The sequence below is a fragment of the Novosphingobium sp. BL-S-32 genome (genome assembly GCF_056857055.1).
In genome coordinates this window covers 2467496-2483311 of the sequence record NZ_CM166476.1, presented here as the reverse complement: position 1 = coordinate 2483311, position 15816 = coordinate 2467496, and the positions used below count along the sequence as shown (strand labels likewise).

Annotated in this window: 17 protein-coding genes and 1 pseudogene; 6 read left to right on the top strand and 12 right to left on the bottom strand. The window is 65.1% G+C overall.

The features are described from left to right. Positions 1–53 precede the first annotated feature (53 nt). Entirely contained in the window at positions 54–1199 is a 1146-nt protein-coding gene (dapE, locus tag AC1VVK_RS11560) for a succinyl-diaminopimelate desuccinylase (RefSeq protein ID WP_482905154.1), read from the bottom strand. A gap of 68 nt (positions 1200–1267) precedes the next feature. Here dapE and AC1VVK_RS11555 point away from each other — a divergent pair, with 68 nt between their 5' ends. Beyond that, complete coding sequence (locus tag AC1VVK_RS11555; protein WP_132388310.1) at positions 1268–1732, top strand: cupin domain-containing protein; 465 nt, start codon at positions 1268–1270, stop codon at positions 1730–1732. Between the two features lie 137 nt (positions 1733–1869). Here the strand turns inward: AC1VVK_RS11555 and AC1VVK_RS11550 are convergent, their stop codons facing one another. From AC1VVK_RS11550 to AC1VVK_RS11510, 9 genes are all read right to left on the bottom strand, one after another. Beyond that, a complete protein-coding gene (locus tag AC1VVK_RS11550) occupies positions 1870–2532 on the bottom strand; it encodes a glutathione S-transferase family protein (RefSeq protein WP_132388308.1) in 663 nt (220 codons plus the stop codon). A gap of 197 nt (positions 2533–2729) precedes the next feature. Further along, positions 2730–3731: an inorganic phosphate transporter gene (locus AC1VVK_RS11545; RefSeq protein WP_482903093.1), complete on the bottom strand. Its 1002-nt coding sequence runs from the start codon at positions 3729–3731 to the stop codon at positions 2730–2732. A gap of 12 nt (positions 3732–3743) precedes the next feature. Beyond that, positions 3744–4880 carry a DUF47 family protein gene (locus AC1VVK_RS11540; RefSeq protein WP_132388304.1) on the bottom strand — a complete coding sequence of 379 codons (1137 nt, stop codon included), beginning with the start codon at positions 4878–4880 and terminating at the stop codon, positions 3744–3746. Between the two features lie 515 nt (positions 4881–5395). After that, positions 5396–6043, bottom strand: a complete 648-nt coding sequence (yihA, locus tag AC1VVK_RS11535) for a ribosome biogenesis GTP-binding protein YihA/YsxC (RefSeq protein WP_132388302.1) — start codon at positions 6041–6043, stop codon at positions 5396–5398. Between the two features lie 4 nt (positions 6044–6047). Then, a complete protein-coding gene (gene yidC, locus AC1VVK_RS11530) occupies positions 6048–7817 on the bottom strand; it encodes a membrane protein insertase YidC (RefSeq protein ID WP_482903092.1) in 1770 nt (589 codons plus the stop codon). A gap of 58 nt (positions 7818–7875) precedes the next feature. Further along, positions 7876–8121, bottom strand: coding sequence for a membrane protein insertion efficiency factor YidD (yidD, locus tag AC1VVK_RS11525; RefSeq protein ID WP_482903091.1), 246 nt, complete (start codon positions 8119–8121; stop codon positions 7876–7878). Beyond that, the gene (rnpA, locus tag AC1VVK_RS11520; protein ID WP_482903090.1) at positions 8118–8564 is read right to left on the bottom strand and encodes a ribonuclease P protein component; all 447 of its coding nucleotides are present in this window, start codon (positions 8562–8564) and stop codon (positions 8118–8120) included. Before rnpA ends, yidD begins: the two co-directional genes overlap by 4 nt. 179 nt (positions 8565–8743) lie before the next feature. Continuing rightward, positions 8744–8878, bottom strand: coding sequence for a 50S ribosomal protein L34 (rpmH, locus tag AC1VVK_RS11515; RefSeq protein ID WP_039388288.1), 135 nt, complete (start codon positions 8876–8878; stop codon positions 8744–8746). A 117-nt stretch (positions 8879–8995) separates the two neighbouring features. Next, on the bottom strand, positions 8996–9772 hold the full coding sequence (locus tag AC1VVK_RS11510; protein WP_482903089.1) for an alpha/beta hydrolase: 777 nt from the start codon (positions 9770–9772) through the stop codon (positions 8996–8998). A gap of 247 nt (positions 9773–10019) precedes the next feature. Here AC1VVK_RS11510 and AC1VVK_RS11505 point away from each other — a divergent pair, with 247 nt between their 5' ends. The 4 genes and pseudogenes from AC1VVK_RS11505 (at position 10020) to AC1VVK_RS11490 (ending at position 12075) form a co-directional block, all read left to right on the top strand. Continuing rightward, a complete protein-coding gene (locus AC1VVK_RS11505; protein WP_482903088.1) occupies positions 10020–10196 on the top strand; it encodes a magnesium chelatase domain-containing protein in 177 nt (58 codons plus the stop codon). Then, positions 10174–10474, top strand: a pseudogene (locus AC1VVK_RS11500) (magnesium chelatase subunit ChlI family protein); the annotation flags it as partial. The gene AC1VVK_RS11505 and the pseudogene AC1VVK_RS11500, both read left to right, overlap by 23 nt. Positions 10475–10537: 63 nt before the next feature. Then, positions 10538–10948, top strand: coding sequence for an NUDIX hydrolase (locus AC1VVK_RS11495; RefSeq protein WP_482903087.1), 411 nt, complete (start codon positions 10538–10540; stop codon positions 10946–10948). A gap of 236 nt (positions 10949–11184) precedes the next feature. After that, the gene (locus AC1VVK_RS11490) at positions 11185–12075 is read left to right on the top strand and encodes an EamA family transporter (RefSeq protein ID WP_482903086.1); all 891 of its coding nucleotides are present in this window, start codon (positions 11185–11187) and stop codon (positions 12073–12075) included. A gap of 10 nt (positions 12076–12085) precedes the next feature. Here AC1VVK_RS11490 and AC1VVK_RS11485 read toward each other — a convergent pair whose 3' ends face one another. Both AC1VVK_RS11485 and AC1VVK_RS11480 read right to left on the bottom strand, forming a co-directional pair. After that, positions 12086–12811, bottom strand: coding sequence for an alpha/beta fold hydrolase (locus AC1VVK_RS11485; RefSeq protein ID WP_132388611.1), 726 nt, complete (start codon positions 12809–12811; stop codon positions 12086–12088). 58 nt (positions 12812–12869) lie between these two features. Then, positions 12870–13451, bottom strand: coding sequence for a DUF3617 domain-containing protein (locus tag AC1VVK_RS11480; RefSeq protein ID WP_482903085.1), 582 nt, complete (start codon positions 13449–13451; stop codon positions 12870–12872). 109 nt (positions 13452–13560) lie between these two features. Here AC1VVK_RS11480 and uvrB point away from each other — a divergent pair, with 109 nt between their 5' ends. Beyond that, positions 13561–15750, top strand: a complete 2190-nt coding sequence (gene uvrB, locus AC1VVK_RS11475) for an excinuclease ABC subunit UvrB (protein WP_482903084.1) — start codon at positions 13561–13563, stop codon at positions 15748–15750. Positions 15751–15816: the final 66 nt, after the last annotated feature.

The following is a 15816-nucleotide window of genomic DNA, read 5'->3' as shown; positions in this document are numbered from 1 at the left end:
TCAACGCCGGGGGCGCCCCTATTCTTGACGTTTTACGCCGAAATCAGCGGGAGTCAGCGCCTTAGGGCGGCGTCCAGCACGCGCCGATAGATGCGCACCAGCCCTTCGAGGTCGGCGATGGCCACAGCCTCGTCGCGCTTGTGCATGGTCGCGTTGCACAGGCCGAACTCGATCACCGGCGACAGGTCCTTGAGGAAGCGCGCGTCCGAGGTGCCGCCGCTGGTGGACAGTTCGGGTTCCACGCCGGTCTCGGCGCGGATGGCATCGGCCAGCAGGGTCGAGAACGGACCCGGCGCGGTGAGGAATGCCTCGCCCGAAATCACCGGGCGGGCGGTGCCGCCATGGCGCTCGGCGATCTCGGTAACGCGCGCGGACAGGCCTTCGCCCGTGTGCAGGTCGTTGAAACGGATCGAGATGCGCGCCGAAGCCTTGGCCGGGATCACGTTGGTGGCCGGATTGCCGACGGTGAGGTCGGTGACTTCGAGGTTGCTCGCCTGGAACCAGTCGGTCCCCTCATCCAGCACCAGCGCATCGAGTTCGGTCAGCATGGCGACCAGCCGGGTGATCGGATTGTCGGCCAGATGCGGATAGGCGACATGGCCCTGCACGCCCTCGACTTCGAGCCAGATGTTCACCGAGCCGCGACGGCCGATCTTCATCATGTCGCCCAGCCGGTTGACCGAAGTGGGCTCACCGACAAGGCAGAGGTCGGGGATCGCGCCGACCGCGCGCATATGGTCGATCAGCGCCAGCGTGCCGTAGCGCGCGGGGCCTTCCTCGTCGCCGGTGATGACGAAGCTGACCGTGCCCGCCTCGACCGGGAGGTCCGCGACGGCGGCGACCATGGCGGCGATGGAGCCCTTCATGTCGACCGCGCCGCGGCCATAGAGCAGATCGCCCCTGATCTCGGGTGCGAAAGCGCCGCTGGCCCAGCCCTCGCCCGGCGGCACCACGTCGAGGTGGCCGGCAAAGGCGAAGTGGCGCGAGCCTTCGGGGCCCTTGCGGATCGCGAATAGGTTCTCGACCGGGCCGTCCGGCGCCTCGCCCGAGATGGCGCGATGGACGTCGAAACCGAGCGGCGTCAGTTGCGCTTCCAGGCAATCGAACACCGTGCCGGTGGCGGGTGTGACGCTGGGGCAGGCGATCAGCGCTTGGGCAAGCGCGACGACATCGGCGGAGGTCTGCACGGTCTCGGTCATGCCGGGGCCATTGCACAGGTCGGCGCGCAAGACCATAGCTTGGGGACAGGCTCGCGATGGAGGGACAGATGCCGAAGATCGATATCGACGCTATCGCACCGTCGAATGGCACCGGCTATCCGGCGCCATTCGACCAGCCGGTAAAGGGCCGCTGGTGGCGGCGGCTGGCGCCGGCGGGCGGGCTTACCGAAATGGATGCGAGCCACGTGGTGATGAAACCCGGCGCGTGGTCCAGCCAGCGCCACTGGCATGACGACGAGGACGAGCTGCTGGTGATGCTCTCCGGCGAGGCCGTGCTGGTGGAGGATGACGGCCGCACGGTGCTGCGCCCGGGGGATGTCTGCGCCTGGCCCAAGGGCGTCGCGAACGGCCATCACCTGATCAACGAGAGCGACGCGGACTGTGTGTTCGTCGCCATCGGCGCCGGCAATCGCGACGGCTCCGGCGCCTATTCGGACATCGACATGAAGTTCGAAGGCGACGGGTATTTCCACAAGGACGGCACGCCTTACCCGACCGACGGGATCCGCTAGGCGCGCATCCTCCGGGATCACCTCATCCCGCTGCTATCACATTCCCCGTCATCCCCGCGCTGCGGCTCAAGAATATCGGCGCCCCCGCCTTCGCGGGGCCCCCGAGTGTGATTTGGTAAGCAGAGTGACGGTCGAGGTTACCTTATCGGCGCTTCGAATTGCTCGATCACCCATTCCTCGGTCTGCGCGGCGTTGATCCACTGCTGCATCCACTCGTGCTCCCAGACGGCCTCCATATAGGCCACCGCGAAGCCGGGCACGCCAATGCCATAGGTCAGGAACCGGCTGACGATGGGCGCGTAGAACACGTCGGCGGCGCTGAAAGTGCCGAACAGGAACGGCCCGCCCCGCCCGAACCGCGCGCGCGCCTCGGCCCAGAGCGTGAGGATGCGCACCACGTCCGCACGCACGTCGTCATCCGGCACCATGCCTTCGACGCGCATACGGATGTTCATCGGACAGGCGCGGCGCAGCGCGAAGAAGCTGGAATGCATCTCCGCCACCATCGAGCGCGCCATGGCGCGGGCATCGTCGCCCTTGGGCCAGAAGCGGTCGCGCCCGACTTTGTCGGCGAGATACTCGACGATCGCCAGACTGTCCCACACCACGGCGTCGCCATCCCACAGGATCGGCACTTTGCCGTGGCTGGGTGCAAGGTCGTTCGAGCTGCGTTGGGCGTCCCATTCGTCACCGTAGAGCGGGACGGTGATCTCCTCGAAATGGAGCCCCGACTGCTTGCAGGCCAGCCAGCCGCGCAGCGACCAGCTGGAGTAGTTCTTATTGCCGATAATCAGCTTCACTTACGCGGATTCCCCATAAGTCCAAGCCCGGGGACTATCGGTTCAGGCGCGACAAGTCGAGAATGAACGGCGTCGCAGAATGTAACTGCGGCACCGGCCCACTCCCCACCCGATCTCCCTACGGGTAAAATCTGGGAGGTCGGGTGGGGGAGTGGGCTGGCGCCGCAAGCCATTCGCGGATGCGAATGGCGCCCGCGTCAAAAGAGCCGCGTGATCTCGTAGAACAGCGCGCCAACGACGGCGCTGGCCGGGATCGTCACGAACCATGCCACAATCACGCGGCTGGCGACCGACCAGCGCACCGCGCTAGCGCGGCGGGCGGCGCCGGTGCCTACGACGGCGCCGGTGATCGCATGGGTGGTCGAAACCGGAATGCCCATGGCGCTCGCACCGAACACCACGATGGCGCCCGCAGTCGAAGCGCAAAAGCCCGAGTGGTGGTTGAGCTTGGTGAGCTTGGAACCCATCGTCTTGATGATCTTCCAACCGCCCGAAAGCGTGCCGAGCGAGATCGCCGTGTAGCAGCCGATCACCACCCATTCGGGCACGTGGAAGCCGCCCTCAAGGTGCCCGGTGGAGTAAAGCAGCACGGCGATGATGCCCATCGTCTTCTGCGCGTCGTTGCCGCCGTGGCTGATCGAGTAGGCGGCGGACGAGAACAAGTGCAGCGTCTTGAAGATGCCGTTGGACTGGCGCGGCGTCGTTCCCCGGAACAGCCACGAAGTCAGCAGCATCATCAGCATCGCGATCACGAAGCCCAGCAGCGGCGAGGCGATGATGGCTATCAGCGTCTTCACCGTGCCGTCTGCCTCGACCACGCCCGGGCCCGCCGCGACGACGCCCGCGCCCAGCAGTCCGCCGATCAGCGCATGGCTGGAAGACGAAGGGATGCCCTTGATCCAGGTCAGCACGTTCCAGAACATCGCGCCCACCAGGGCGCCGAACACCACGGATGGCGTCACCGCGTCCTTGTTGATGATGCCCTTGCCCACCGTCTCGGCGACATGGAGGCCCATGATCCAGTAAGCGGCGAAGTTGCCGAAAGCGGCGAACAGCACCGCCATCACCGGCGAGAGCAGGCGCGTGGCGACGACCGTGGCGATGGCGTTGGCAGCGTCGTGCAACCCGTTCAGGAAGTCGAACGCCAGCGCGAGCGCGACGAGGCCGATCAGCAGCGGCAGTGCAAGCGTGTGTTCCATCGAAAGGGCAGCTTAGGCGTGATCGATCACGAGACCATCGATCTCGTTCGCCACGTCCTCGAATCGGTCGACCACGCGCTCCAGCCGCTTGAACATCTCCTGACGGACGATGAAGTGCAGCGCATCCTTGCCCGAATCCGCCTTGAACACGCGCTTGAGACCCGCGGCATGGATCTCGTCCGCATGGCCTTCCATGCGCACGAGGCGCTCGGTCAGTTCGTGCAGGCGGTGGCCGTTGTCGGCGATCTTGCGCAGCAGCGGCATGATTTCGGCGGTGAGGCGCGCGGCATCGACGATGATCGCGGCCATGTCGATCATCTCGGGCTCGAACTCGGTGACCTCGTAGAGATTCACGGCGCTGGCCACTTGCTGCATCTCGTCGATGGCATCGTCCATCGTCGTGATCAGGCTGGTGATCGACGAACGATCGAACGGCGTCAGGAAGGTGCGGCGCACCGTCTGGAGCACTTCGCGGGTGATATTGTCCGCATCGTGTTCGCGCTCGCTGATCTCGCGAATATGCTGGGCGCGGCCCGGGCCGCCCTGCGCCAGGCGCGCAAGGGCATCGGCCCCGGCCACCAGCGTTGCGGCCTGCTGTTCGAACAGATCGAAGAAATTGCCCTGCTGCGGAAGCAGCTTCTGGAACCAGGCAAACATCGTATTGACCCCTGTCTTGTCGGCCATCCGGTCGGCCATCACGCTCAGGAGGCGTGCGGGACTGGCGGCGGCGCGGAACTCACGCGCGCCAAATGAACGGATCAGCGCGCGAAGGTCCTCTTCGTCGACCGCCTTAGCCGCCTCAGCCAGAGAGAACCAGCGGCGTTCGCGCTGGTGTTGTTCGTCCCAGGTATCGAGTTCCTCGGTGACGGCGAACGGGAACACGTCCACGTCCGCCCAGACCGAGGCGCCCGAGGCGCGCTGCTTGCGATAGCGATAGGATCCCAGCGGGATCGGACAGGCCGCGCCGAGCACGCCTGCCTCTTCCTCCGCCTCTGCGGCGGCGGCGGCGTGGGGCAAGTAGCCCTTCATCAGCCCACCCTTGGGAATGACCCAGCGGCGCGAACTGCGCGAGGTGATCAGCAGTATCTGGATCGGCGCGTCGACGGCGGGGCCGACGGTACGATAGGGAAGAACGGCGATCTGGCGCATGGCGAGTCTCCTTTCTTCTCTTGACGCGACCGCGTGCCCCCTAGGGGAAGCGAGCCGGTCACGCAATCGTCACATAGATGGATTTCCGGGATCGATCCGGCGTGTGCCGGGATCACGCCGGGCGGGAGCGGTCCGCAAACGCCGATGGTGACAGGTGAATGCGATAGTATGGTGACGGTGCGGCACGGTTGGTTACGCCGCAGGCCGCTGAGGGGTAACGGAAAGGTTGGGTGGAGGCCTGATGCTTTACGCCGGCCCCACAGCCCTCACCGAGCGCCTCGTCCCTAAGGCACCTTGATACCCGCGAAGCTCACGTGAAACCACGCCATCATCCAAAACACCGCGGGGCCCCCGCGCAGGCGGGGGCCCCGCTTCCTTTTGCCCCGCTCGCCAAGAACAAGCGGGGTCCCCGCCTTCGCGGGGACGACGGTAAGGTCTTGATTGGAAAAGTCCCGACTAGGCCGGACTCGAAGGGCCAAACAAAAAGGCCGGGCACAAGGCCCGGCCCGATCAGTTCAGATCAGCGAATCGGACAAAACCGCCCCGCGCAGCTCGGCAATGCCGAGGCCCTTTTCGGACGAGGTAATATGCACCTCGGGATAGGCCGCGGGGTGCTTGCGCGCTTCGGCCACGGTCTCGGCATAGACTTTGTCCAACTCGGTCGCCTTGATCTTGTCCGCCTTGGTGAGGACGATGCGGTAGCCGACAGCGGCCTCGTCCAGCATCTTCATCATGTCGGCATCGACCGCCTTCACGCCGTGGCGCGAATCGACCAGCAGCAGCGTGCGCTTCAGCTCCACGCGGCCGCGCAGGTAATCGCGGATCAGGCGGCGCCAGGTCTCGACCACCGAGGGCGGGGCCTTGGCGAAGCCGTAGCCCGGCATATCGACCAGCCGGAACTGGAGCGGCTCGCCCACATCGAAGAAGTTCAGTTCCTGCGTGCGGCCCGGCGTCACCGAAGTGCGCGCAATCGCCTTGCGGCCAGTCAGCGCGTTCAGCAGCGAGGACTTGCCGACGTTCGAGCGGCCGCAGAACGCGATCTCGGGCACGTCCGGGTCGGGCAGGAACTTGAGCGCGGGCGCGCTCTTCAGGAACGTCACCGGTCCTGAAAAGAGCTTGCGCGCCTGCTCGACGATGTCTTCATTTTCGGTTTCACCCGTCATCAAATCAGGCCTTCTTCTCGCGCTCGAGAGCACGCGCCTTGTCCTGGGCTTCCTTCTCCTGCTGCGCCTTGAGCTGCGGATGCATCACGTAGAGCAGCTTCTGCTGGCCGATCGCGAGCAGGTTGGACGTGATCCAGTAAACCAGCAGACCCGAAGCGAACGGCGCCATGATGAACATCATGAACCAGGGCATCAGGGCGAAGACCTGCTGCTGCGCGGGGTCCATCTGCTGCGGGTTCAGCTTGAACTGCAGGTACATGGTGACGCCCAGCAGCAGTGCCAGAATGCCGATGCCAAGGAAGGCCGGGGGCGTGAACGGCAGCAGGCCGAACAGGTTGACGATGTGGAGCGGATCGGGCGCCGAAAGGTCCTTGATCCACAGCACGAAGGGCTGGTGGCGCATCTCGATCGCGAGGTTGAGCACCTTGTAGAGCGCGAAGAACACCGGAACCTGCAGGAACATGGGGAGGCAGCCGGCAAGCGGGTTTACCTTCTCCTCCTTGTACAGCTTCATGATCTCAAGCTGCTGCTTTTCCTTGTCGTCCTTGTAGCGCTCTTGCAGCGCCTTCATCTTCGGCTGGATCGCACGCATCGCGGCCATCGAGGCGAAGCCGCGCTGGGCAACCGGGAACATGATGCCGCGCACGATGGCGGTCAACAGGATGATGGCGACGCCGAAGTTGCCGGTGATCGCGAAGAGCTTCACCAGAAGCCAGAAGATCGGCTTTTCGAACCAGCGGAACCAGCCCCAGTCGATCGCGAGGCCGAAGTTGGTGACGCCCTGCTGCTCATAGGCGTTGAGCACGGCGTGCTCCTTGGCGCCGGCGAACAGCTTGGTTTCGCGCGTCAGGGTCTGGCCGGGCTGGATCACGCTCTGCTCGAAGACGGCATCAGCGCGGAAGATCTGGTTGCCGAGCGAGCGGAACGAGCCGGTCGCCTTGGCACCCACGGGGATCACGGCCGACATCCAGTAGACGTCGGTGAAGCCGATCCAGTCGACATTGCCGGTCGGGCTCTGCGGGCCCGCCTTCAGCAGGTCGTCGTACTTGGGGCCGAATTCGACCGAGCCGTCGAACGCGCCGATACCGCCGGTGCGCAGCGTCCAGGCATACTGGGCGGCAGTGCGGTTGGTGCGGTTGACGAAGGCGAAGGGCTGCACGGTGACAGCCGAGGCGCCCTTGTTCATCACCTGCTGGTCGGCGGTGATCATGTAATTGTCGTCGACCTTGAAGGTCAGCGCGAAGACCTGGCCCTGGCCGTTGTCCCAGGTGAGCGTGACCGGCGTGGTCGGCGTCAGCTTGGCACCGGCAGGCGCGGTCCAGACAGTGGCGGCGCTCGGCGCGGGAACGCCCTGCCCCAGCCAGCCGAACTGCGCGTAGTGCTGCGCCGGCGTGCCCGAGGGCGAGAACATGCGGACCGGGCCCGAATCCTTCTGCACCGTTTCGCGGTGGCGATTGAGCACGAGGTCATCGAGCAGTGCACCGTTGAGGTTGATCGAGCCCGAAACGCCCGGCGCCTGGATCGGCACGCGGCCGCCCGTGGTCAGCGCGGACTTCAGGTCCTGCCGTTCCAGCGCGACGTCGGTCGGGTCGAGCAGGCCGCCCTCACGGGTCGGCTTGATGCCGCTGGCGGGAGCGGGCGGTGCCGCCTGCTGCTCGGTCTGGACCGGGGGCTTGTTGGCGTTCGGATAGAAGTAACGGACGCCGGCTTCCCAGCCGAAGAGCACGAGCGCGGTCAGGACGACCGCCAGAATAATGTTGCGCTGCTTTTCCACCAAGGCTTTCCTGTCGTAATCCCGTCAGTGGCAGCGGCAGGCGCTGCCTCTATTCATCTCAGTCCGGCACCGGGTCGTAGCCGTGCCCACCCCAAGGCTGGCAGCGCAATAGACGCTTGAACGCCAGCCAGCCACCCTTAATCGCACCGTGCTTGCGGACCGCTACAATCGCATACTGCGAGCAGGACGGCGAGTAGCGGCAGGACGGCGGCAGGACCCGCGAAGGGCCGATCTGCCAAGCCCGGGCGATGCCGATCAGCAACAATCCGGGAACCCGGGCGAGCAAGGAGAACGCCTTGTTCACGGGGCAGATTTATCCGGTTGCGGCGTCTTATTCGGGCCAGATTTGTCCGGCTTGCCGGAACGCTTGCCGCCCCGGTTCTTGCCGCGTGCATTTCTGGGCGGATCGCCCTTGCCCGCCTGTGCACGCCCCAATGCCACCATCAGTTCGTCGCGCAGGAGCGCGAAATCGCGCTCCACGCCGTTCTCGCGGCCGATCAGGACATGGTCGGTGTCGGCAAGGCCATGCTCGGGCAGCAACTCGCGCAGCAGCGCCCGGAAGCGACGCTTCATGCGGTTGCGCACGACGGCATTGCCGATCTTCTTGGTAACCGTGATCCCGGCGCGCTGTCCCTGCCCGTCGTTGGGCTTGGCCAGCAGCACGAATCCCGGCCGCGCCACGCGCAGCCCCGCATTAGCGGCAACGAAGTCCGCCCGGCGGGTCATTATGGCGTAGGCAGCAGTCATGTCAGCCCGGCAGATAGGGAGCGGAGCGACGGACTGCAAATGCACCGACGGCGATCAGGCCGGGCACAAACAGCGGCGGCCCGTGCCGCCACCCGATTCCTCGCTCCGCACGGGGCATGCGACGAATCGGATGGCGGCACGGGCCGGTGCCGCATCCAGCCGTGAGGCCGGAAGTGGTCTTAGGCCGACAGCTTCTTGCGGCCGCGAGCGCGGCGCGCACGAAGCACCTTGCGGCCACCGACAGTCGCCGTGCGGGCGCGGAAGCCATGACGGCGGGCGCGGACAAGGCGGCTGGGCTGGAAAGTGCGCTTCATGACGGTCCTCGAAAATTCGAATAAAAAGGGCCGTCCACACAGGATGACCACAGAACAGACGGCGCCGTTACTGGAGCGCTGGCGGCGAGTCAAGGATTCGCGAACGAACAAGGCGATTCATGCCCCCGGTCCCGCAACCTCGCGATCGAGCGGCACCCACCGCCCCATTTCGGCGGATCCGAACCATAGCGCCGATTCGAACGGCACCGAATTGGTCATCGCATAGAACGCACGGGCTTCCCCGGCATCCATGCCCATCTGGCGATAATAGTCCAGATAGCGCCGGTTTTCCGGCGAATCCGCCGCATAGTCGCCAGCCTCGCGGCCCGAATCGTCGATCCACGAATGGACCGCAAATTCCGCGCCGGGATCGGCATAGCGATGGGCCCCGGCCAGAAACAGTTCGACCGCGCCCGAGCGCACCGAGCCGCCATCCGGCACATGCGTGGCAATCCCACGAGCGCGAATCATCCGCCCGAGCCGCAAATTGGCCAGATCGTCCTCGGTGCCCGGGCACTCGATCATCTCAAGCTCGGCAATCACCGGCCAGTCGCGCAGCATCGCCGCGAACCGTTCGGGACTGCGCGAATCGGTCACGCCCACAAGCGCGGCATGGTGCGCATCGACGACCCGGAACGGACCGTAAGCGGCAATGCCCTTGGGAATCGGAGCAGGCGACGCCTGCTGCCAGCCGCTATCGACCAGTCGCTCACCACCGGCAGGGACAGATTCGACCGCGATGCCGCCCACCGGCTCCTGCACATAGCCGGGTTCTTCGAAGATCACCGTCTCATAGGCTATGGCCTGCCCCACCTCCTGCGAATACGCAGATACGGGAGCCAGCGGCAGCAGGGCCAGCAGCGGAACAGACAAGGCAGCGGCGGAAATACGCATGCGATGAGACTGCGGCGCAAGTCATTACCCAAGCCGTGAGACTTGCGGTTAAAGCGATGTAAGGATTGGCCTGAGTAGCGCTTTGCATATCGGCAGCGCCTGTCAGCGATGTCACTCCCGACAAGTACTCAATTCACCCGTCATTAATCCTGAGAGCCGGTACTCTCAAAAGCTAAGGGCCCTTCGTGGTCGCACCTGTTTCGACCGTCGCCTACCTGGGGTTAAAGGCGCGCCCGGTCGAAGTTCGATGTCAGATGGCACCGGAATGCCAGGGTTCGCGCTGGTCGGCCTGCCGGACAAGGCAGTGGGCGAAAGCAGGCAGCCCGTCAGCGCGGCACTGACCGCAATGGGTCTTGCGCTGCCATCCAAGCGCATCACCATCAATCTCTCGCCCCCCCGACCTGCCACCACCCAAGGAAGGTAGCGCCGAAGTTCGCCGTCCGCGTCGCCCGCGCGCGGCAGGTGCAGGGCGTGCGCCTTGAGGGCGCCGGCAGGCGCACCAATGCCGAAATCGACGGCGACTTGCTCGAAGCCGACGCCACGCCCGACGAGGCAGGCCGCAAGCTTCTGATGCAGGCGGCCGAGGCCACGCACTTGTCCGCTCGCAGCTATTCACGCATCCTGCGGGTAGCACGCACGATCGCGGACCTTGCCGGAGCGGTGGAGGTAGGGCGGGTCCATGTGGCCGAAGCGCTCAGCTAGCGCCGGCGTCCGCCGACGAATTAGGCCCGTTGAACCGGTTTCCCTGCCTGCTACGACAGTTGAATGGAGCAAGGCGCACATCACACCATCCGCATTGCGGCAGCTTTGATCGACGATGAGGACGGCAGACTTCTGCTGGTTCGCAAGACCGGCACAGCGTGGTTCATGCAAGCCGGAGGCAAAATAGAGGATGGCGAGAGCGCGCTATCCGCGCTTCGGCGCGAGTTGCGCGAGGAGATCGGCCTGTCGGTGATCGACGAGGAAATTCGCCACCTCGGCAGTTTTTCGGCACCGGCAGCCAATGAAGCGGGCCATATCGTCGAGGCTGAGGTTTTCCATATCCGCACCCGGCACACCCCCGAAACGCAATCGGAAATCGAAGAGGCGGTTTGGGTGGGTCATGCGGAGGCGGCGGTGATGCAGCTGGCTCCACTCACCCGGGAGTACATTCTTCCGCTATCTCGAACGCTTTGAGCGTCCGGACTGTGCACTCTCGGCCTAAACGTAGGTCATTGCGAGATGGATAGGAAAAATCCGCTTGCCAACACCGTACCTCCGTCATCCTGAAGTTGTTTCAGGATGACGGAGGTACGGTGTTAGCGGTTGCTTACCACCCTTCCCCCGGCATCACGCGCACTGCCTCCCGTTCGGCCGAGAGTAACCGCCATCCCGCCCTTGCCCTTTGCGCTCTCCGCAGGCATCGCGCCATAATGAAGTCGCGCCCTAAAACCGACCGTTCCGCCCTTCTCGCCGGCCTCTCCATCATCGTCGCGCAGGCATCGATCAATCTCGGCGCAGCCTTCGCGAAGAGTCTGTTCCCGCTTGCCGGTCCGGAGGGCGTGGCGGCCCTGCGCACGACGATCTCGGCAGCGATCCTGCTGGCCGTCGCCCGCCCTTGGCGCGCTCGGATGACCGGGCGGCAGTTACGGTGGCTGCTGCTCTACGGGCTGGTGCTCGGCGGCATGAACCTGATGATCTACTGGGCGATCCGGCGCATTCCCATCGGCATTGCCGTCGCCATCGAGATCTGCGGGCCATTAAGTCTGGTTCTGGCGACCTCGCGCTCGGTGAAGGACTTCCTGTGGTTGGCCCTGGCACTCAGCGGCATGGCACTGCTGATCCCGTGGGAGGGGAACGCCCAAGCGCTCGATCCCATCGGCATCCTCTTCGCGCTCGGGGCGGCGACCTGCTGGGCTCTCTACATCCTCTGCGGGCGGCGGGCGTCCGAGGTCGGCGGCTCCACGGCGGTCTCGATCGGCATGATAGTCGCCTGCTTCGTTACCGTGCCCTTCGGCCTTGCCTCTGCCCCGGCGAGCCTGCCGCTGCACGCGCTGGCGCTGGGTGGGGTGGTCGCGGTACTGTCGAGCGCGCTGCCTTACGTGCTGGAAATGCGGGCGATGGGGCAGCTTCCCAGCCGGATCGTCGGCCTGCTGAGCAGCATGGCCCCTGCATTGGGTGCGATCATCGGCTATCTGGTGCTGGATGAACGGCTGACGGGGCTACAGTGGCTGGCCGTCGCGATGATGATCTCTGCCAGTGCGGGATGCTCGCTGGCATCGCGGCCACCCGTGTCCCGGCCCCGCGATGACGTCATGGCCTGAGACAGCCCGCTTATTCCTCGACGTCGAGCTGGCGCAGCACTTCCGCGATCACGCGCGGATCGCTGGAAAAGCCAAGGTGCGAGCAGCGGATCGCCACCGCCCGGTCGCGCTCTCCGGGCCAGCCGCAGGCCGAGCGCGGGTGGATCACGCCGTCGCGCGGGCTCCACAGCGCGATCGTCGGCACCGTGGGTTTGACCGTGAAATCGCAGTCGATCGGCGGCGCATTGACCGAATGGCCGGTCACCACCTGATAGGCGCGCCAGGCATTGTTGGCGCGCGGGTCGCCCGAGAAGGGCGTGCCCATGGTGATGACTTTCGACACACAATCGGGCTCCCGCCGCGCGATCTCTCGCGAGAACAGTCCGCCCAGACTCCAGCCGACCAGTGCGACCGGCCGGCGATGCTGCCGGGCGAGTGCGCCCACGCGGCGCATCAGGAATGTGAAGTTCTGCGGATTGGGCCCAAGATTGAGCCCCAGCCCCCAGTCGTAGACCTCGTGCCCCGCCTCGGCGAGCGCCTCGGCCATCGGCTTCATCCGGTTGGGATGGGCGCCGAAGCCCGGCAGCAGCATCACCGGCTGCGGATGCAGCGCCTTTTCCACGGTGGGCGCCTTCCACCCGCCCCGGCGCAGCGAAGCGAGTTCGGCAAGGAACAGCCGAAGCGATGGCCTGCGGACGCCTTCGGGATGCGGCTCACGCGCCAAGGCGGCGCGGCGCGCGATAGCGCTGCGCATCATGCCGATCTGTCGCGGGGCCGAACCGTTCACTTCTTTCCTTCGTTACTCACAGCCACCGCTATTTACAGTCACCGATGCGCTGGGTGGTGGTGTGCATCGCCATATTCATTTGCCCGTTTGGCCCCGGACCGCCGGACATGTCCATGACGACCGTCACGTCCGAACCTTCCGCGGTGACGGTTCCGGCCAGCTTCATGACGGCTCGCCCGTGATCGCCGGACTTGCAGTCCATTTGGGCATCGAGCTTGCCGCCATCAACCTCGAAGCGCGAATAGGTGCACTCCTTGCCCTTGCCGATCCCCTCGAACATGTCGCGGTAACCTTTTTCGGCTTCGGCGGCGGTCAGGCAGAACGTGCTGACCTTGGTCTTGGCCATCATCGCCTTCATCTGCTCGGCCGCCTCGCTGGGCAGGCCGGGCACGTCCATGCGGGTGACCTGGACCGTCTGCTTGTACTGGCCCGGTGTCGGCCGCTGGAGCTGTGCCGCTTCCTGCTTCACATCTTCCATGGACTTTGCGCCGGGGGTCGGTTGCCGGGAGGCTTGCTCCTTCGAATCGTCAGTCTTCGAGCCGCAACCAGTCGTCGTCCCTACCAGAACCAGCCCCAGGAACGCCATCGAAACTGTCGCCATCCGCGCCATGTAACCGTTATCCCTTCGCGTCGTCCCAAGGCTTGAGGGGTATCACCGGCCGCCGCGCCCTGCCAATGACTCATTGCGAGGCCCGGCGACATACCCCATATGTTCTCGCATGGCAGAGCTGATCATCCGCCGGGGCCTTGAGGAACCGGACACCTCGGGCACTTTCGTCCCTCACAAACCGCAGCGTCCCGACAAGTCGATGCCGAGCAGGCCGTTCAAGGTCGTTTCGGAATACGAACCGAACGGAGACCAGCCGACGGCCATCGCCGACCTCGTCGCCACGGCGGGAGAGGGCGAGAAGACGCAAGTGCTGCTGGGCGTAACGGGCTCGGGCAAGACGTTCACGATGGCCAAGGTGATCGAGGAACTGCAGCGCCCGGCGCTGATCCTGGCGCCAAACAAGATCCTCGCCGCGCAGCTCTATGCCGAGATGAAGGACTTCTTCCCCGAAAACGCAGTCGAATACTTCGTCTCCTATTACGACTATTACCAGCCCGAGGCCTACGTCGCCCGGTCGGACACCTACATCGAGAAGGAAAGCTCGGTGAACGAGGCGATCGACCGCATGCGCCATTCGGCGACGCGGGCGCTGCTGGAGCGGGACGACGTGATCATCGTCGCCTCGGTCTCGTGCCTCTACGGCATCGGCTCGGTCGAGACCTATTCGGCGATGATCTTCGATCTCAAGGTCGGCGATACGCAGGACCAGCGCGAGATCATCCGCAAGCTGGTCGCCCTCCAGTACAAGCGCAACGATGCCGCCTTCACGCGCGGCACCTTCCGCGTGCGCGGGGACAATCTGGAACTGTTTCCCAGCCACCTTGAGGACACCGCCTGGCGCATCTCGTTCTTCGGGGACGAGATCGAGGAGATTGCCGAGTTCGATCCGCTCACCGGCAAGAAGGGCTCCGCGCTCGAAAAGGTGCGGGTCTACGCGAACTCGCACTACGTGACGCCGGGGCCGACGATGAAGCAGGCGAGCGAGGCGATCCGTTTCGAATTGACCGAGCGCCTCAAGGAACTGGAAGCCGAAGGCCGCCTGCTCGAAGCCCAGCGGCTGGAACAGCGCACCAATTTCGACCTGGAGATGATTTCCGCCACCGGAAGTTGCGCGGGAATCGAGAACTATTCGCGCTTCCTCACCGGCCGCCTGCCGGGAGAGCCGCCGCCGACTTTGTTCGAATACCTGCCGGACAATGCGCTGCTGTTCGTGGACGAAAGCCACCAGACGGTGCCGCAGATCGGCGCCATGTCGAAAGGCGACCACCGCCGCAAGATCACGCTGGCCGAATATGGCTTCCGCCTGCCGAGCTGCATCGACAATCGGCCTCTGCGCTTCAACGAATGGGATGCGATGCGCCCGCAGACCATCGCTGTGTCCGCGACACCCGGTCACTGGGAAATGGACGAATCGGGCGGCGTCTTTGCCGAACAGGTGATCCGCCCCACCGGCCTGATCGATCCGCCGGTGGAGATCCGCCCGGTCGAAGATCAGGTGCAGGACTGCATCGTCGAGTGCAAAACCACCGCCGAGCGCGGCTATCGCACGCTCGTCACTACGCTCACCAAGCGCATGGCTGAGGACCTTACCGAATTCATGCACGAGGCCGGCGTGCGCGTCCGCTACATGCACAGCGACGTGGAGACGCTGGAACGCATCGAACTGATCCGCGATCTTCGCATGGGCGTGTACGACGTGCTGGTAGGCATCAACCTGCTACGCGAGGGCCTCGACATTCCCGAGTGCGGGCTGGTCTGCATCCTCGATGCCGACAAGGAAGGCTTCCTGCGCAGCGAAACCTCCCTGATCCAGACCATCGGCCGCGCCGCGCGCAACGTGGATGGCCGCGTGATCCTCTATGCCGACCGCATGACCGGCAGCATGGAACGCGCCATCGCCGAAACCGACCGCCGCCGCGCCAAGCAGGAAGAATACAACACCGAACACGGCATCACCCCGCAGACGATCAAGCGCCGCATCGCCGATATCGTGGCGGACACCGCCAGCCGCGACGGCGTGCTGATCGACATCGATGCCGAGGGTGAGAACAACCTCGTCGGCCACAACTTGCGGGCCTATATCGAGGACCTCGAAAAGAAGATGCGCAACGCCGCCGCCGATCTCGAATTCGAGGAAGCCGGCCGCCTGCGCGACGAGATTCGCCGCCTCGAAGCCAGCGAACTCGGCATCCCGGACGACCACAAGAAAGCACCCATCGTCGGCCGCAGCAACGAGGGCAAGCCCGGCACGCGCAAGACGCGGTATGGCAAAGTGCAGAAGAAAAAGTGGGGCCACTGAGAAAGCGTTAACCAGCTTCCGTGATCCGCCCGCGCCCATTCCCGATGGCCGATACAAGACGCCCGG